19 protein-coding genes are annotated in these 17067 nt (G+C 28.5%); 18 read left to right on the top strand and 1 reads right to left on the bottom strand.

What is annotated here, in order from left to right:
• The first annotated feature begins 8 nt into the window (after nt 1-8).
• Genes atpG through O6B72_RS03160 form a run of 13 tightly spaced genes read left to right on the top strand, consistent with a single transcriptional unit; the run spans nt 9 to nt 10242 of the window.
• Nucleotides 9-899 carry an ATP synthase F1 subunit gamma gene (gene atpG / locus O6B72_RS03220; RefSeq protein WP_258298575.1) on the top strand — a complete coding sequence of 297 codons (891 nt, stop codon included), beginning with the start codon at nt 9-11 and terminating at the stop codon, nt 897-899.
• A gap of 14 nt (nt 900-913) precedes the next feature.
• On the top strand, nt 914-2314 hold the full coding sequence (gene atpD, locus O6B72_RS03215) for a F0F1 ATP synthase subunit beta (RefSeq protein WP_101637516.1): 1401 nt from the start codon (nt 914-916) through the stop codon (nt 2312-2314).
• A gap of 9 nt (nt 2315-2323) precedes the next feature.
• The gene (gene atpC / locus O6B72_RS03210; RefSeq protein WP_024961943.1) at nt 2324-2716 is read left to right on the top strand and encodes an ATP synthase F1 subunit epsilon; all 393 of its coding nucleotides are present in this window, start codon (nt 2324-2326) and stop codon (nt 2714-2716) included.
• A gap of 4 nt (nt 2717-2720) precedes the next feature.
• Nucleotides 2721-3296 carry a MotA/TolQ/ExbB proton channel family protein gene (locus O6B72_RS03205; RefSeq protein WP_258298576.1) on the top strand — a complete coding sequence of 192 codons (576 nt, stop codon included), beginning with the start codon at nt 2721-2723 and terminating at the stop codon, nt 3294-3296.
• Nucleotides 3297-3689, top strand: a complete 393-nt coding sequence (locus O6B72_RS03200) for a biopolymer transporter ExbD (RefSeq protein ID WP_018713283.1) — start codon at nt 3297-3299, stop codon at nt 3687-3689. It begins immediately after the preceding gene.
• An 11-nt stretch (nt 3690-3700) separates the two neighbouring features.
• Nucleotides 3701-4513, top strand: a complete 813-nt coding sequence (locus tag O6B72_RS03195; RefSeq protein ID WP_269492197.1) for a TonB C-terminal domain-containing protein — start codon at nt 3701-3703, stop codon at nt 4511-4513.
• Nucleotides 4514-4561: 48 nt separating this feature from the next.
• A complete protein-coding gene (gene tolB / locus O6B72_RS03190) occupies nt 4562-5809 on the top strand; it encodes a Tol-Pal system protein TolB (RefSeq protein WP_269492196.1) in 1248 nt (415 codons plus the stop codon).
• Between the two features lie 52 nt (nt 5810-5861).
• Nucleotides 5862-6344, top strand: a complete 483-nt coding sequence (locus O6B72_RS03185) for an OmpA family protein (RefSeq protein WP_018713286.1) — start codon at nt 5862-5864, stop codon at nt 6342-6344.
• Nucleotides 6345-6347: 3 nt separating this feature from the next.
• Nucleotides 6348-7250, top strand: a complete 903-nt coding sequence (locus O6B72_RS03180) for a tetratricopeptide repeat protein (protein WP_269492194.1) — start codon at nt 6348-6350, stop codon at nt 7248-7250.
• Between the two features lie 59 nt (nt 7251-7309).
• A complete protein-coding gene (locus O6B72_RS03175; RefSeq protein ID WP_269492193.1) occupies nt 7310-7885 on the top strand; it encodes an FKBP-type peptidyl-prolyl cis-trans isomerase in 576 nt (191 codons plus the stop codon).
• Nucleotides 7886-7891: 6 nt separating this feature from the next.
• Nucleotides 7892-8821 carry an ACP S-malonyltransferase gene (fabD, locus tag O6B72_RS03170; protein WP_101637523.1) on the top strand — a complete coding sequence of 310 codons (930 nt, stop codon included), beginning with the start codon at nt 7892-7894 and terminating at the stop codon, nt 8819-8821.
• The gene (locus O6B72_RS03165; protein ID WP_269492192.1) at nt 8818-9504 is read left to right on the top strand and encodes a 5'-methylthioadenosine/adenosylhomocysteine nucleosidase; all 687 of its coding nucleotides are present in this window, start codon (nt 8818-8820) and stop codon (nt 9502-9504) included. The genes fabD and O6B72_RS03165 overlap by 4 nt, the downstream gene beginning before the upstream one ends.
• A gap of 6 nt (nt 9505-9510) precedes the next feature.
• Nucleotides 9511-10242 carry a tRNA 2-thiocytidine biosynthesis TtcA family protein gene (locus O6B72_RS03160; RefSeq protein WP_269492191.1) on the top strand — a complete coding sequence of 244 codons (732 nt, stop codon included), beginning with the start codon at nt 9511-9513 and terminating at the stop codon, nt 10240-10242.
• 2215 nt (nt 10243-12457) lie between these two features.
• Here the strand turns inward: O6B72_RS03160 and recO are convergent.
• Entirely contained in the window at nt 12458-13075 is a 618-nt protein-coding gene (recO, locus tag O6B72_RS03155) for a recombination protein RecO (RefSeq protein WP_258298582.1), read from the bottom strand.
• Between the two features lie 108 nt (nt 13076-13183).
• Here recO and accD point away from each other — a divergent pair, with 108 nt between their 5' ends.
• The 5 genes from accD to O6B72_RS03130 are packed head-to-tail and all read left to right on the top strand — an operon-like array spanning nt 13184 to nt 16860.
• Nucleotides 13184-14110 carry an acetyl-CoA carboxylase, carboxyltransferase subunit beta gene (gene accD, locus O6B72_RS03150; protein ID WP_101637527.1) on the top strand — a complete coding sequence of 309 codons (927 nt, stop codon included), beginning with the start codon at nt 13184-13186 and terminating at the stop codon, nt 14108-14110.
• A 2-nt stretch (nt 14111-14112) separates the two neighbouring features.
• On the top strand, nt 14113-14565 hold the full coding sequence (locus O6B72_RS03145; protein ID WP_258298583.1) for a 23S rRNA (pseudouridine(1915)-N(3))-methyltransferase RlmH: 453 nt from the start codon (nt 14113-14115) through the stop codon (nt 14563-14565).
• Nucleotides 14566-14574: 9 nt separating this feature from the next.
• Nucleotides 14575-14928 carry an RNA polymerase-binding protein DksA gene (gene dksA / locus O6B72_RS03140; protein WP_018713294.1) on the top strand — a complete coding sequence of 118 codons (354 nt, stop codon included), beginning with the start codon at nt 14575-14577 and terminating at the stop codon, nt 14926-14928.
• A gap of 15 nt (nt 14929-14943) precedes the next feature.
• Nucleotides 14944-15939: a LapA family protein gene (locus O6B72_RS03135; protein WP_258298584.1), complete on the top strand. Its 996-nt coding sequence runs from the start codon at nt 14944-14946 to the stop codon at nt 15937-15939.
• A 3-nt stretch (nt 15940-15942) separates the two neighbouring features.
• Nucleotides 15943-16860, top strand: coding sequence for a tRNA dihydrouridine synthase (locus O6B72_RS03130; protein ID WP_101637530.1), 918 nt, complete (start codon nt 15943-15945; stop codon nt 16858-16860).
• Nucleotides 16861-17067: the final 207 nt, after the last annotated feature.

The following is a 17067-nucleotide window of genomic DNA, read 5'->3' as shown; positions in this document are numbered from 1 at the left end:
AAAAATTAATGGCAAATTTAAAAGACATTAAGGCTCAAATCAAAAGTGTTCAAAACACACAAAAAACAACAAAAGCCATGAAGCTTGTCTCTAATGTCAAATTAAAAAGAGCAAAATTTGCTGCTCTTCAATCAAGTGCTTATGCTATAAAAATCAATGAGGTTTTAAGCGAGATAGCAAATTATGCACAAGATATTGAAGAAGGAAGTAAATTAAAAAGACTTTTTGATACGAATAATGAGATAAAAGTAATGGATATTATCTTTGTTACTGCTGATAAGGGACTTTGTGGCGGCTTTAACGCTCACACTATTAATGCTGTTAAAAACCTTATCAAAGAGTATCAAGATAAAAAAATAAAAGTAAGATTAAGAGCTGTTGGTAAAAAAGGTATAGAGTATTTTAAATTTCAAGGCGTTGAAATTTATAAAAGCTTTATAGGAGTAAGTTCGTCACCTACATATGAAAAAGCTCAAGAGATTATTGAAGAGGCAATTGATGAGTTTAACAGAGGTGAGACAGATAAAGTTGTCATGGTTCATAATGGCTATAAAAATATGATAACTCAAGAAATAAGGATAAATGATATAGCTCCAGTTCTCCCACCTGTTAAGTCTGATATTTCTCAAAATAATTCTGTTATAGAATTTGAACCTGCAAAAAACAGTGAAAAAATTCTTGAAGAATTAATGGTTAAATATTTGGAATACAGCATGTATTATGCATTAGTTGATAGTTTAGCTGGCGAACACAGTGCTAGAATGAACGCTATGGAAAATGCCAGTAATAATGCAAAAGAAAGAGTAGCATATTTAAACCTTGCTTATAATAAAGCAAGACAGGGTTCTATTACGACTGAGCTTATTGAGATTATCAGTGGCGTTGAATCAATGAAATAATTTAAGGAGAGTTTATGAAAGGTATGATTAGTCAGGTTTTAGGGCCTGTTGTAGATATAGATTTTTCTTCTGATTATCTACCGCAAATTAACGAAGCAATTGAAGTTAAGTTTAGCGTTGAAGGTATTGAAAGAAGACTTATTTTAGAAGTTGCCGCACATCTTGGCGACAATAGAGTTAGAACTATTGCTATGGATGCAAGTGATGGTCTTACAAGAGGTCTTGAGGTTACAGCTCTTGGAGCTCCTATCTCTGTTCCAGTTGGTGAAAAAGTTTTAGGTAGAATTTTCAATGTTGTAGGTGAACTTATTGATGAAGGTGAGGAGACTGAGTTTGAAACAAAGTGGTCAATTCATAGAAGACCACCTGCTTTTGAAGATCAAAGTACAAAAAGTGAAATTTTTGAAACAGGTATAAAAGTAGTTGATCTTTTGGCCCCTTATGCAAAAGGTGGAAAAGTTGGACTATTTGGTGGCGCTGGTGTTGGAAAAACGGTTATTATTATGGAACTTATCCATAATGTTGCTTATAAGCACAGTGGTTATTCAATCTTTGCTGGTGTTGGTGAAAGAACAAGAGAGGGTAACGACCTTTATAACGAAATGAAAGAAAGTGGAGTTTTGGATAAAGTTGCCTTATGCTATGGACAGATGAATGAGCCACCAGGGGCAAGAAATAGAATCGCTTTTACTGGTCTTACAATGGCTGAGTATTTTAGAGATGAAATGGGACTTGATGTTTTAATGTTTATTGATAATATCTTTAGATTTTCACAAGCAGGATCTGAAATGTCAGCACTTCTTGGAAGAATTCCATCAGCTGTTGGTTATCAGCCAACATTAGCGAGCGAAATGGGAAAACTACAAGAAAGAATTACATCAACAAAAAAAGGTTCAATCACATCAGTTCAGGCTGTATATGTTCCTGCAGATGACTTAACTGACCCAGCTCCAGCAGCTGTTTTTGCTCACCTTGATGCAACAACAGTTTTAAATAGAAGTATAGCTGAAAAAGGTATTTATCCAGCTGTTGATCCACTTGATTCAACATCAAGAATGCTTGATCCTCAAATTGTTGGTGAAGAGCATTATGAGGTTGCAAGAGGCGTTCAGCAAATTTTACAAAAATATAAAGATTTGCAAGACATAATTGCAATTTTAGGTATGGATGAGTTAAGTGAAGAAGATAAACTTGTTGTTGAAAGAGCTAGAAAAATAGAAAGATATTTATCTCAGCCATTCTTTGTCGCTGAAGTATTTACAGGAAGTCCTGGTAAATATATAACCCTAGAAGAGACAATTGCTGCCTTTAAAGGAATTTTAGAGGGTAAATATGATGATCTCCCAGAAGCAGCATTTTACATGGTTGGAAATATTGATGAAGTAATAGCTAAGGCTGAAAAATTAAAAGCATAAGGATAAATTATGAAAGATAAATTTCAGTTAGAGATAGTTACTCCAAAAGGTACAATTTTCTCAGGTGAAGTTAAATCTGCTCAATTTCCTGGAAGTGAGGGTGAATTAGGAGTTCTTCCTAATCACTCACCATTAATAACACTTTTAAATACAGGCCTTATTGAGCTAGTTGATGAAAATAATGAAAAAGATATGGTTGCTATAAACTGGGGCTATTTAAAAGTTGATGAAGAAAAAGTTACTGTTCTTGCAGATGGTGCCGTATATGTTGGTGGAAAATCTGATAGTTCGATAGCTGAATCTTTAGATAAAGCAAAAGAGTTAATTGAATCAATGGGAAGTGAGAATGTTACATATGCTTCAACCATAGCAAAAATGGAAAATATGGCAAGGTCAAAATAAATAAATGCTAGATATTTTTCTTAGTTATATATCAAGAAGTTCATTTATAACTTTATTTGTTTTAATTTGGTTGTCTATTTATTTTATTACAACTTTTTCTATTTTAATTTCAAAGATGATATCTCTAAATTTATGGATATCATCTGAGATTAAAGCACTTGATTCTCTTTTGCTTGGTGGTAAAATTTCAAATTTAACTACAGTTGTTAAAAAATATGCAACAGGAGAAACTACAAAGGAAAAACTTTCTGTTTGTAAGGCAATGGCTGAGAAAAATTCTACATCAGGACTTACTTGGTTATCAATAATAGCTTCTACATCTCCTTTTATAGGACTTTTTGGAACTGTTGTTGGAATACTTGAAACTTTTACAAAAATAGGAACTTCAAATGCAAGTTTGTCTGTAATTGCTCCTGCTATAAGTGAAGCTTTAGTTGCAACAGGTGCTGGTATATTTGTAGCAATTCCTGCATATACTTTTCATCTTTTGCTAAAAAGAAAATCATATGAACTCATGAATATTATATCTAGAATTATAGATGTTGTTTTATTAAATTCACAAGAAAGAGCAAGTAAATAAATGTTTGATTATAGTGAAAAGCCAGAGCTTAACATCACACCATTAGTTGATGTTATGCTAGTTTTACTTGCTATTTTAATGGTTACAACACCAGCTATAATATATGAAGAAAACATTTCTTTGCCAGATGGTTCAAAAAAAGAAGTTTCAAATTTAACCTCTGAAAATATTATTATAAGAATAGATGATAAAAGAAAAGTTTATATAAATAAAGAATCTATGAGTTTTAGTGAATTTAGTGATAATATAGTATTGAAATCTGCAAATTTAGATCTAAATTCGCCAGTCTATATACAAGCTGATAAAAATTTAATCTACAATGATGTTATGTATATTTTAAAAACACTCAAACAAGCAGGTTTTACGAAAATATCTCTTCAAACAGCTGGATAGTGGAGTCTTTTGTGAAAAAAGATAAAACTATAAATTTCTTATCTTTTATTTTTAGTACTTTAATTTATATTTTAATTATACTTTCTATGCTTTTTTTTGCATATAATTCTAAAGTTAAATATTTTGAAGGTCAAAAATATACAAAAGACAAAGATGCCTTTATGGATATTATGATAATGGACATTGATGATTCTCTAGCTCCTGTTTCAAAAGATAGTCAAGAATTAGAGGATGAAAAAGAAGAAATTATTGAAAAAAAACCAAATTTACAAGATGAAGATGAAAGCTTAAAAACCACAAATAAAAAAGTTTCACCAAAAGAAGAAAAAAAAGAAACTCCTAAGCCTGTAGAAAAACAAAAAAATGAAGAGTTATCTGATCTTTTTAAAGACATAAATAAAACCAAACTTGAGGAAAATATAAAACAAGAAGATCTTGTCCAAAGTAGAAAAAAGAGCGATAAAACTACAAAAACAATTCAAAAAACAGCTTCTAAAAATAATACATCCAACATAAAAGGCGAAAAAGCAAAAGGCAAATCACAAAGAACTGGAGTTTATAATAAATTTATAGGTGAAGTCCAAAGTATTTTAACTAATGTTTGGAGCACATATAGGGCCTTGCCAAATCAAGATGCGACAGTTGAAATCACAATAAATAAAAATGGAAGATTAAGTTATGAAATTATTGAGTTATCATATAGTACAGAATTTAATCAAAAATTTAGAGATTATCTAAATAGGCTTGAAAATATTCAATTTCCAGCCCCACCTAATGGTGAAATTTATAAACATAAATATAAAATGAAAGATTTAATACGATAAATTTAAAAATTAGTATTAAAATTACAAAAATTTCTAAAGGAGAAATAAGTGAAGAAAATTTTTTTAATGTTTAGTTTTTGCATTTTCATGTTTGCAAGCGATGCAACAACTACTATTGTTAATGAAGGCTTGAATTTGCCAAAAATTACAATTCAAGATGCTTCAAACCTAAATGATAAAAATCTTCAAAGTCAGTTTTTTAAACTAATACTTGGAGATTTAAAAGTGGGCGCAACTTTCGATGTTGATGATGGATACTATACAAGCTCATATGATGGTGGTTATAGTTCAAATTTAACAACCAATTCATCACTAATTGTTCGTTATGAATTAGATGGTGATGTATATACGGAGTTAGTTTTAAAAATAAAAGTAATTGATGGTAAAAGTGGTAAAACATTATATGAATCAAATTTTTCTCAAAAAAATGGTGCAAAATTTCCTTTTTTAGCACATAATGCAGTATCTGAAATAGTTAAAAATTTTGGTTATTCAGATGTTGACTGGATGAATAAAATGCTAATTTATGCAGTTTATACATCTTCAGCAAATAGTTCTATTTTCGTATCTGATTATACTTTAACCTATCAAAAAGAAGTATTAAGTGGCGGGCTTAATATTTTTCCCAAATGGGGTTCAAAAGATCAAGATGAGTTTTATTACACACATTATGTAAATGATGTTGAGCCAGTTATTTATAAGTACAATTTAAAAAATGCTAAAAAAACTAAAATATTGGAAGGAAGTGGTATGCTTACAGTGTCTGATGTAAGTAGTGATGGTACAAAACTGCTTATTACAGATGCACCAAGTGATCAGCCAGATATTTTCTTATATGATTTAAGAAGTAGAACCAAAACTAAAATTACAAATTATCCTGGAATTGATGTAAATGGAAATTTTGTAGACGATGATACAAAAGTTGTTTTTGTAAGTGATAGACTTGGTTATCCAAATGTTTTTGCCACTGGTATAAATGGTGGTGGGATAGAACAAATGGTATTTCACGGTAAGAATAATAGTTCAATAAGTACCTCTGGAAATTATGTAGTTTATTCAAGCAGGGAAGAAAATAGGGATTTTAATCTTTATTTAATATCAACAAAAACAGATTATATTCGCCAATTAACAGCTGGTGGAAAAAATTTATTTCCTAGATTTTCACACGATGGTGGAACTGTGGTATTTATAAAAGATGCAAATTATCAAAGCGCTGTTGGAATTATAAGAATAAACGAAAATAAAAGTTTCCAATTTCCTTTGAAAGTTGGAAAATTTCAATCACTTGATTGGTAAAAATTTAAATTTTGTGGTATAATTCTGACAAATTTCATTTTAAAGGAAAATTATGAAAAAAACAGTTTTAACTTCAATCGCTATAGTTGCCATACTAATGGCTGGTTGTAGTAAAAAAAGACCAGAAGTTGCAGTTCAAGAAGCTCCTGTAATGTCAGATGCTCAAATGCTTGCTCAGCTTGCATCTCAAATTCAAAATCAAGTTCAAAATGTATATTTTGATTTTGATAAATACAATGTTAAACCTGAGATGCGCTCAGTTGTTAATAGCAACGCTGCATTATTTAATCAAGCAGGTGCAGACAGAATCAATGTAAAAGTTGAAGGAAACTGCGATGAGTGGGGAACAGATGAGTATAACTATGCACTTGGTCTAAAAAGAGCTAAATCTGTAAAAGATGCTTTAGTTGCAAATGGCGTAAGAGCAGATAGAATTTCTGTTGTAAGCTATGGTGAAAGCAACCCTGTGTGCAAAGATAAGAGTAAATCATGCGATGCTCAAAATAGACGCGATGAGTTTAGAGTATTTTATTAATAAATGAGAAAAATTTTATCAATGGTGGTTTTTTTAGGAACCACCATTTTAGCACAGGAAGTTTCTGTTTTTGGAGCGGGAAATATAGCTTCTGAAAATCCTTATGGATTAACAGAAAATGAACAAGTCTTATTATCAAATAAAAAAAGAGTTGATGAAGTTGAGAGCAAGCTAAACTCATACAACGAAGATATGATAGGTGTAAAGAGTGTAGTTGAGGGAACAAATTCTCAAATAGCTAAACTTGAAAGCAGGGTTTCTGATTTGGAAATTAGAACTACTGGTAAAGTTAGCAAACTAGCAAATAAACAAACTTCTGTCGTTACAGAACAAGATATTTTAGATTTAAGAAACGATATAGCTGATTTAAAAAGACAAGTTGAAATAATTAATCAAAGATTAGAAATCAATGTAAAAAAAAACTCTGAAGTAGTGGTTACTACCAAAAATCAACCAAAAAAAGAATTTACAAAAAAGCAAGAGGCTTTGCCACAACCAAATAAACTAGAAACAAAAGAAACACAAACAAAAAATACAAATAAAGTTGTTGCATTTGATGATATGAAACCAAGTGAGATTGAAAAAATAGCACATAGGCTTTTTAATGAAAATAAATATATTGAATCAAAAATTCATTATGAATATTTAGCAAGTAAAAAATACAATCTTGCAAAAACAAATTTCATGTTAGGTGAAATTGCTTTTAATCAAAAATCTTATGCAAACGCCATAAAAAACTATCAAGAAAGCATAAAAAATGATGACAAGGCAGACTATATGCCAAAACTTTTGCTTAATGCTGGTATTAGTTTAGAAAAAATTGGTGATAAAAATAACGCAGATAAGTTTTTTAAAGTTTTAAAATCACAATTTCCTAACAGCCCACAAGCAAAATCACTTAAATAATTATTTATTTCTTAATCTTTTTATGATAAAATTAAAAAACATTTTAATAGGAGAATAATATGGAAAATAGAGTTATAACTATGTTTTATGAGTTAAAAGACAAACAAAATAATGAAATTTTGGAAACAAATTTTAATCTTGAGCCATTTAAATTTCTAACAGGTTTAGGACATGTTCTAGAAAAGCTTGAAAATGAAGTTTTAAATTTAAGAGCAAATGAAGAAAAAATTATAAATATTTCTAAAGAAGAGGGTGCTATAGAGTATAATCCTGATGGAGTAAGATCTATTCCAAAAGAAGAATTCGCTGGAATTGAGCTAAAAGAAGGAATGGAGCTTATCGGAGAGAGCGAAGATGGAAGAAGTGCTAGAGTTATAGTAAAAGAAATTGGTGATGATGAAGTTATAGTTGATTTTAATCATCCTTATGCTGGTAAAGATTTAGAATTTAGAGTTAAAATTGTAGAAAATAGACTTGCAAGTGATGATGAAGTAGCAAGTGGAAGAGTTGAGGGTGAGCATGTTTGTGGTTGTCATAGTGATGATGATTGTTGTGGTGGGCATCACCACGATGAGCATGAGTTCTGCGGTGGTCATCACCATGATGAACATGAGTGTTGTGGAAAACATAAGTAGGCAAATATGAAATACGCTTTTATTTTTCCAGGACAAGGATCGCAAAAAGTTGGAATGGGCAAAGATGTATATGAAAACTTTGCTCAATCAAGAGAGATTTTAGATAGAGCTTCAGATTACTGCGAGATTGATTTTAAAAATTTACTTTTTACTGAAAATGAAAATCTTAGTAAATCTGAATTTACCCAACCAGCTATTGTACTAAATTCATTTATGGCTTATTTAGCAATTGAAGAAACGCTTGCTTTAAAGCCAGCTGTTTGTTTGGGTCATTCATTAGGAGAGTTCAGTGCGCTTGGCGTAAGTGATGCTTTTGATCTTTTAGATGCAATAAAACTTGTAAATAAAAGAGGCAAATTTATGCAAAAAGCATGTGAGGGAAAAAATGCTTCTATGATGGTAGTGCTTGGATTATCTGATGAGAGTATAGAAGAAATTTGTAAGAATGCTCAAGATAGTGGCAAACAAATTTGGGCGGCAAATTACAACTGCGATGGACAAGTAGTTGTAGCTGGAAATAAAGATGATCTTGCTTTATATGAAAAAGAATTTAAAGATGCAGGTGCAAAAAGAGCTATGCTTTTAGATATGAGTGTTGCAAGCCATTGTCCTATTTTAGAGAGTGCAAGCCTAGAACTTGTAAGTGAGCTTGAACCACTTTTAAGGGATGAGTTTGGCCCTGTTGTATCAAATGCTTCTTCACAAATTTATTGTACAAAAAGTGATGCATTAACTCTTTTAAAAGATCAGCTTGTAAAGCCTGTTTTATATAAACAAAGCATTGAAAATATTGATGATATGGTTGATTGTTATGTTGAGTTTGGAGCAAGTGTTTTGGGTGGTTTAAACAAAAGAATTACAAAAAAACCTACTTTTAGTCTGTATGATGTAAAAACAATTAATGAATTTATTAAATACGCAAAGGAAAATAGTTGAAAATAGCCATTTTGGGAGCCATGCCAGAGGAAATTGAGCCTTTTTTAGAAAAATTTGAATGCAAAAAAGTAGATTATGCAAACAATAGCTTTTATTTTACAAATTTTAAAAATCATGAGTTAATCATAGCTTATTCTAAAATTGGCAAAGTAAACTCCACACTAACTGCAACCATTATGATAGAAAAATTTAAAGCTGAAATTTTACTTTTTTCAGGTGTTGCTGGAGCGTTAAAAGATGGACTTAAAATTGGAGATATGTTAAGTGGCTCATCATTAGTACAGCATGATCTTGATATTACGGCTTTTGGACATCCTTATGGCTATGTTCCAGGAAGCCCTATATTTATTAATAGTGATGAAAAACTTAATCTAATTGCGCAAAAGACTGCAAAAGAGTTGGATTTAAAGCTTCTTTCTGGTATTATCGCAAGTGGTGATCAATTTATCTGTGATGAAGATAAAAAAGAGTGGATAAAAAATATCTTTAAAGCGGATATGACAGAGATGGAGGGTGCAAGTGTAGCCCTTGTTTGTGATGCTTTAAAAGTACCATTTTTCGTAATTAGAACAGTTAGTGATGAAGCTGGCCATAAGGCTGAGTTTGACTTTGATAAATTTATGGTTAAAAGTGCCAAAATAAGTGCAAATTTCATACTAAAAATGATAGAAAAAATAAATTAATTTTTTATGCAAATTAGTAAAAAACTTCTTAGAATTGTCGGTCAAACAAATGCAAAATATGAAATGTTTGAAGAAAATGACAGAATTTTACTTGGTTTAAGCGGTGGAAAAGATAGTCTTATTTTATCTCACATCTTAAATCATTTTCAAAAAGTTAGTCCTAAAAATTGGAAATTTAAAGCTGTTACTGTGGATTATGGTATAGGGCAAGATTTTTCTTATTTAATAGAGCATTTTAAAAATCATTGTATTGATTATGAGATTATAAAGACAAACTCTTTTGATATTATGCAAGAAAAGGCTAAACAAAATACTACGATTTGTAGTTTTTGTGCAAGGCTTAGGAGAGGGCATTTATATACTTATGCTTTAAAAAATGGCTTCAACAAAGTAGCTTTAGGGCATCATTTAGATGATGCGGTCGAAAGCTTTTTTATGAATTTTACATATAATGGAGCTTTAAGAACATTAGCTCCAAAATATACAGCCAAAAATGGACTTGTTTTAATAAGGCCATTAATTTTTGCAAGAGAAAGGCAAATAAGAGATTGTGCTATAAGAAATGAGTTAAAAGTAGTGGGTGATGAGTGTTGTCCAGCTTATAGTATGGAAAATAAAATGCCTCATGCAAGGGCAAATACAAAAGAACTTCTTTTAAATTTAGAAAAAAATAACTCAAAACTTTTTATAAGCTTAAAATCTGCATTTGAAAACATACATAAAGATACATTTTTTTAATAGTAGCTATAGTTGGTTATCTTTTTTTAGATGCTCTGTTATTTTGATGTATTTGAAATGTTTGTACTATTTGTATAGACTAATAAAAGATATTGATAAGATTTAAAAAATTGAAATATTTTGTATGTAATATCACTTATAATTTTATTGTTAAAAATAGTTAATATAGTATCTTGATATGTAAAATAATAAAAATATTATATTTATAAATCGGCTTAATCTATTTTTTAAAAAATAATATAAATATGCACGACTTTTGTAGAACTTATACATACAATTTTATCTACTGCGTGAGCTATGCTATTTCTAATTTTATTTAAGCAAAATTACTTATTTTTAAGCTGTATTTTACTTTTATTTTCATTATTTATTCCCCAACCTATGCTTATTTTGTATATATTTAGTTTATTATCTTCACGAATGACCAATACTATTATATCTTTTAGTATTGTATAGCTGTGTATAATTGCGATTTTTTTCTGTATTATTTTGCAAGATTATATTAAAAGAGTGAAAAACTTTGAATATATAAGACATCTTCAAAATCATCAAGTTCTTTTAAAATATGTTTATAAATTTTATTTTTTTTAAATTTTTTAAAGCTAGAATCTTTATTCTAAGTTGCATAACTAACTTTCATAGATTACATATTTGAGATGCTTAATGCATTGAGAAAGGGAATAAACACTAAATTAAAATTATCAATATTGATTTAGTAAGCCGTAGAATATCTCTTGCATTTCCATGTTGGTAAAAAAACTCCAATTACTTTTTTAAAGTAATTATTGGTGTTATGACAGATATTATTCTCAAGGTTGTATTCAAAAACATTTCATAATAAACGCCTTTTATATTTAATTATATTTTTCTTAAATTTGATATGATTCCACTCATTGTAAAACTCATCAAAGATAAGGAACTAAAAGAATGAATTATGTCTAAATAAAATTTTATTATTTGTTTCTAATCTTTTTTAATATGTTTCAAAATATTCAAAATTTTCAAGTAATTCATCCTAGTTTATACTATATTTCATAATACAATATTTTGAAACTCCTATTTTTAGAGAAAAATCAAGCTGTTTTTTATATTAATAATATAAAATATTTTATATTTCTTTTTCACTTATGATTTTTTTATAATTAAAATATTATTTTCATCTTCTAAGACTTCGTAAAACAACCTCCTGGATTTAAATTTAGTTCCAATTATAAAAAATTTATAAATTTTTATAATTTTATACAAAGCTCAAGCTATAAATTTCTCATCTTTATGCATTTCCAATTTATTTCATAATTAGCTGTTTTTGTAGGTTTTCTATTTGTTTGAGCTCTTACTTGCAGATGTCATATTCAATACTTTTATTAAAAAGATTATTAATGAAAACATGGTATAATTTTACAAATTAAATGATTACTTTTTTTGAGTTAAAATATTCAATTAGACAAATAATGTCCAAAATAATCTTTATAATTAACCGTGAAATTAAATTAAAGGAGTTATTATGATTAGTTGGACAGTTATTATCGCGATGATTGAAAGTGGGGCTATTGCAGACGTTGTATCTTTATATTGTGTAACTAAAAAAATTTTAGATGAAGTGTTTGGTGATTAAAACAATAAAAATCAATAAAACATTTATATATTTTTCAAAAAAAGAGATGATTTTAAATGTAAAGATAGTAAAATTGAACAAATCATACATCAAAAAAGAAAAAAATAGATTAAATAAATTTATCAATTTTTAGAAAATAACGATTCCAAAAACTTTTTAAAATTTTTTTAAATAGTATAGTTTAATGACTTTACTTTTTAGATTAACAAAAATTCAGAGTTTAAATGTGAATGAAAATTTTTATTTGGTTTATTGTATCAAACAAATTTTAATTTTATTAAAGACTTGATTTATAGTATAAAAAGATTGGGATTTTAAAATATAATTTTAATATAAATATATACAATTTTATTGAAAATATTCAAAATATTTTTTAGTAAGTAAAAGAAATGCGAGACATAAATTAAATAAAATGTTTTTTAAAAAACAGAAAAAGAAATTTATTATTTTAAATAAAACTGATGAATATAAAAATATCTATTTTGAGCATATTAATTTATTTGTTTTGCTTTAAAATGTTGTAATAGCACTGAAGACCATTTGGATAAAAATTAAAAATTATGTTTTATACGCACTGAAGTAATCAATAAAGCATAATAATCAAAACCCTTCCTTTAAAATTTCATAAAGTCTATCAACTTCTTCATCATTTAAGTTTATTGTTGATATATTTTTGTAATATTCATAAATTTTATTTTTTATAAAACCGTTCTTGCCGATACACTTTTCGTGAGCTGGTAAAAAAGCTCTTGCTAATGCTATTTTTTCATTTCCTATTTTTTTATCACAAAAAAAACAAATTTCTTCGTCATGAAGTCTTCCTTCAAATTTTAAAATTTGAATATAACTTTCTAAAAAAACTCTTTTTGGATTTTGTTTTTCAATCTTTATGGCTGATTGATCTAAAATTTCTAAGTAGAATTTATTAACTTCTTCAAGGTCCTTTAGGTGATTGTAAAAAAGCCTAATAAACATTTGCCAATATAAAAGTCTATCTCTGTCTAAAAGCCAATTATAACCAAGGTGCATTGTATTTTTTAAAGATGGTAAAAAATTAATTGAATTTTCCAGTTCAAAATCAAGCTTATATCCTAGTGTAATTTTAGAATGTCTTGCACCATAAAATCTATAGCAGCAAACTAATAACTCATTTGTTAAAATGTAAACTATACAATCTTCATCTTTTACTTTTTGAACTCTTAAAATATATCCTTGCATGAGTGTATTCTAGTAAAATTTGAATTTATTTTTGCTAAAATTAAGCTATAAAAGAAAAGATAAGGTTAGTTTTGTTATAATGTTGATTATTTTTATGAAGGTGGTAGAATGAATTTTGGTGATATATTTTCAAAAATAAGAAGAAAACAAGCAGATCCAAGCGAAGCTCCTACACATTGGATTAAGTGTCCAAACTGTCATTCTTTGATGTATTACAAAGAGGTTGAAGCATCATTTAATGTCTGTCCAAAATGTGCTCATCATATGCGATTATCAGCAAGAGAAAGAATTTCCATTTTAGAAGATGAGGGAACTTTTGTAGAATTTGATAAAAATTTAGAGCCAATTGATCCATTAAAATTTGTAGATAAAAAGTCTTATAAAAAAAGAATAAGTGAAGGGGAAAGCAAAACTGGAAGACAAAGCTCAGTTATTAGTGGTGAGATTGAAATTTATGGTATTGCTGCTCAAATAGTTGTATTTGATTTTGCATTTATGGGTGGATCTTTGGGGTCTGTTGAAGGTGAAAAGATAGTAAGAGCAGTTAAAAGATGCATTGCTAAAACACAACCTCTTATAATAATAAGTGCTAGTGGTGGAGCAAGAATGCAGGAAAGTACTTATTCTTTGATGCAAATGAGTAAAACATCAGCTGCGATTAAAAAACTTGGAGAATATAAACTTCCTTATATTTCTATTTTAACAGATCCAACAATGGGCGGAGTAAGTGCTTCTTTTGCTTGGCTAGGAGATGTTATTATAGCTGAGCCAGGTGCTTTAATAGGCTTTGCAGGTCAAAGAGTTATTAAGCAAACCATTGGAGCTGATTTGCCAGAAGGTTTTCAAAGATCTGAGTTTTTATTAGAACATGGTTTAATTGATGCAATTGTTCCAAGAGGTGAGCATAAAAAATATCTAAGTGATATGTTAGAGCTTTTAGGTGCCCATAGAAAAGAAAATGTTAAAATGGATACTATAGAGCTGAAAATAGAAGATAAAGAGATAGAAGAAAACAAAGAAGAGATAAAAGAGTAAAATTGGAAATTTTAGTTTATTCAATCTCAAAAGAAAAAATTGAGTTTTATTCTGAGATTAATGAATATATTAAGATGTCTAAAAAATATGCCAATATCAAAGATAAAGTTCTTTTTAATAATCAAATAGCAAAAGCCCAATCAAGTTCAAAAGATATGGCTTTAAAAGCCTATGATGAGGCTTATGAGCCTTTAATAGATGGGTTTTGTATTGGGCTTGATGAGGGCGGAAAGATGTTTGATAGTTTTGAGTTTAGCAAACTTTTTTTAGCCAAAAATAAAGTTTCGTTTTTTATAGGCGGGGCTTATGGTTTAAGCACCGATTTTAAATCAAAAATGGATAAAATTATAAGCCTTAGCAAAATGACATTTGCACACAAGATAGCAAAACTTGTTTTATATGAACAAATTTTTAGAGGGCTTTGCATAAATGCAAACCACCCATATCATAAATAAAGAGGTAATATGAAAAAAACCGAGTTAGAACATTTTAAAAATATTCTTGAACAAAGAAAGCAAGAGATTATTGATAATATTAATGATTCTACAAAACAGATTGATGAATTAAGACAAAATGGTGCTGTGGATGAATTTGATGTGGCAAGTATAAGCACAGACTCTGATTTGGAATATTCAATAAGCAGCAAACAAAAAATAGAGTTAAATGCAATAAATGAATCTTTAAGAAAAATAGCAAATGGAACTTACGGAATATGTGAAATGTGTGATGAAAATATATCCATTGCGAGACTTAAGGCAAAACCTAATGTAAAACTTTGCATAACTTGTCAAGAAATTTCAGAGAAAAACAACAATTAGCAAAAGGAGGTTTTTATGAGATTAAAGCATTTTATAGTATATTCGCTTATTTATATAGGCTTAGTTGGCATTTTTGCTTTTGTACAAAATGCATCTAGTTACAAAGTTTCTTTGTTAGGTGTTGGGCTTGAACTTCCTGTAGCATTGTGGTTTGTCTTGCCAATTATCATATTTGCAATTTTAGCTATTTTTCATGTTGCTTGGAGTGGGATTGCAAATTTTAGACAAAAACAAGCTATAAAAAACGATGAAGATATTTATGAAAATTATGCAAAAGAAATACTTTTAGGCATTGAAAGTGATAAAAAATTTAAGACTGATACTTTCAAAACTTCAAATGAAATAACTAAATTTTTATCTCCTTGGCATACACATTCAGTAAATATTGAAAATGAAGATATTTCAGAAATCATCAATGTTCTTGAGAAACTAAAAAACGGAGAAGTTGTTGAACTTAAAAAGTATAAATTAAATAATGACAATCCTTTAGTTATTCAAAATGAGTTTAATAAGCTTCAAGAAAATAGCTCTTATGCAAAAGAAATCTTAAAAGATAAAAAAACTCTTGATGATGAACTTAGTAAAAAAGCCTATAAAGTTGCTCTTAAAACATTCAGTTATTTTGATATAAAAAAATTTCCTTTTGAAATTTCAAAAGATGATGCTTTTCTTCTTGTTGAAAGATATGCAAAAGAAGAAAATTTTGAAATGACAAAAGATGATCTTTTGAATCTTTTGATTATATGTGATTTGGACAAATACGGTTATGTAAATGTTGCTAAATCTTTGAATAAAAAAATAGAACCAGATGTTTTAATAGCCTTATTTAATAAACTTAATTCTGAAAAGGAAAGTGCATCTTATGCATATTTATATCTTTTATATGAGTTTGGAATGATGGAAGAGTTAAAAGATATTTTAAATTACAGCGATGAATATCCGGAGTTTGAAATTTTAATGGATTTAAGAGACCAGGGCAAAAACATCTCTGCAAATTACTTTTTTAGATAATAAATGATTGATTTTTCTAAAAAGCCACTTTTTTTAGCTCCTTTAGCTGGATTTTCAGACATTGCTTTGAGGGGTGTTGTAAAGCGTTTTGGTTGTGATGTTACAACCAGTGAGATGATAAGTTCAAACGCACTTGCTCATAATGATAAAAAAACTATTAAAATGCTTGAAAAAAATGAGGAAGAAGTTCCTTATATTGTTCAAATAGCAGGAAATAATACTGACATTATAAAAGAGGCTGTTTTAGTTTTAAATAAATTTGATTTTATCGATGGTATAGACTTAAACTGTGGCTGCCCTGCTACAAAAGTGGTTAAAAACGGTTCTGGCTCTGCACTTTTAAAAGATATAGACCTATTAAAAGAAATTCTTTTCACCATAAAAGAATATTCCAATAAAAAATATTTAAGTATTAAAATCAGACTTGGTTTCGATGAGAAAATTCCTGAAATTCTAGTTAAAGAAATAGAAAAATGTGGTGTTGATTATATTGCTATTCATGGCAGAACAAAAGTTGGAGGATATAGCTCAAAAATTGATTATGAGGCTATCTTAAGAGCTAAAAATACAACTTTTATTCCAATTATTGCAAATGGAGATATAAGTTATAAAAATGCAAAAGAAGTTTTAAATTATACAAAAGCTGATGGACTTATGATAGGTAGAGCTAGTATTGGAAACCCATGGATTTTTTACGAAATAAAACATAATGAAAAAGTTAGCGATAAGATAAAAAAAGAGATTATTTTATGTCATTTTGATGAGATGATAAAACACTATAAAAATCAAGGAATTGTTATTTTTAGAAAGCATCTTCATCAGTATTCAAAAGGATACGATGGAGCTAGTGAATTTAGAAATGAGATTAATCATATAAATGATGAAAATTTAATGAGAGAAAAAATCGAACAGTTTTTTTAATAAACTAATTATTTTTGATGTTTTTATTGTCTTTTTGGCTGTACGATGCCTAGATAATGTGTTAACTAGGATAATAAATACTTAATTTTTTTTAAGATAAATATGTGGTTTATACAAAAGAAGAGCTAAAAAAGCAGTTAAACTAAGCAAAAAACCATAATAGCTAAAAATAGTAATTTAGCAAATGAGATTTTAAGATATAGTCAA

The sequence above is a fragment of the Campylobacter ureolyticus genome (assembly GCF_027277485.1).
GTDB classification, from domain to species: Bacteria; Campylobacterota; Campylobacteria; order Campylobacterales; family Campylobacteraceae; genus Campylobacter_B; species Campylobacter_B ureolyticus_B.
Note: the sequence above shows the minus strand (reverse complement) of the source record. Positions and strands in the feature narration are given on the sequence as shown.

What these genes read in the sequence shown, in the direction of transcription:
- O6B72_RS03185 (WP_018713286.1), top strand. Translation starts at nt 5,862, where the DNA reads ATGAAAAAAACAGTTTTAACTTCAATCGCTATAGTTGCCATACTAATG.
- accD (WP_101637527.1), top strand. Translation starts at nt 13,184, where the DNA reads ATGAATTTTGGTGATATATTTTCAAAAATAAGAAGAAAACAAGCAGAT.
- atpG (WP_258298575.1), top strand. Translation starts at nt 9, where the DNA reads ATGGCAAATTTAAAAGACATTAAGGCTCAAATCAAAAGTGTTCAAAAC.
- recO (WP_258298582.1), bottom strand. Translation starts at nt 13,075, where the DNA reads ATGCAAGGATATATTTTAAGAGTTCAAAAAGTAAAAGATGAAGATTGT.
- atpC (WP_024961943.1), top strand. Translation starts at nt 2,324, where the DNA reads ATGAAAGATAAATTTCAGTTAGAGATAGTTACTCCAAAAGGTACAATT.
- O6B72_RS03180 (WP_269492194.1), top strand. Translation starts at nt 6,348, where the DNA reads ATGAGAAAAATTTTATCAATGGTGGTTTTTTTAGGAACCACCATTTTA.
- O6B72_RS03135 (WP_258298584.1), top strand. Translation starts at nt 14,944, where the DNA reads ATGAGATTAAAGCATTTTATAGTATATTCGCTTATTTATATAGGCTTA.
- atpD (WP_101637516.1), top strand. Translation starts at nt 914, where the DNA reads ATGAAAGGTATGATTAGTCAGGTTTTAGGGCCTGTTGTAGATATAGAT.
- O6B72_RS03175 (WP_269492193.1), top strand. Translation starts at nt 7,310, where the DNA reads ATGGAAAATAGAGTTATAACTATGTTTTATGAGTTAAAAGACAAACAA.
- O6B72_RS03130 (WP_101637530.1), top strand. Translation starts at nt 15,943, where the DNA reads ATGATTGATTTTTCTAAAAAGCCACTTTTTTTAGCTCCTTTAGCTGGA.
- O6B72_RS03200 (WP_018713283.1), top strand. Translation starts at nt 3,297, where the DNA reads ATGTTTGATTATAGTGAAAAGCCAGAGCTTAACATCACACCATTAGTT.
- dksA (WP_018713294.1), top strand. Translation starts at nt 14,575, where the DNA reads ATGAAAAAAACCGAGTTAGAACATTTTAAAAATATTCTTGAACAAAGA.
- O6B72_RS03205 (WP_258298576.1), top strand. Translation starts at nt 2,721, where the DNA reads ATGCTAGATATTTTTCTTAGTTATATATCAAGAAGTTCATTTATAACT.
- O6B72_RS03160 (WP_269492191.1), top strand. Translation starts at nt 9,511, where the DNA reads ATGCAAATTAGTAAAAAACTTCTTAGAATTGTCGGTCAAACAAATGCA.
- fabD (WP_101637523.1), top strand. Translation starts at nt 7,892, where the DNA reads ATGAAATACGCTTTTATTTTTCCAGGACAAGGATCGCAAAAAGTTGGA.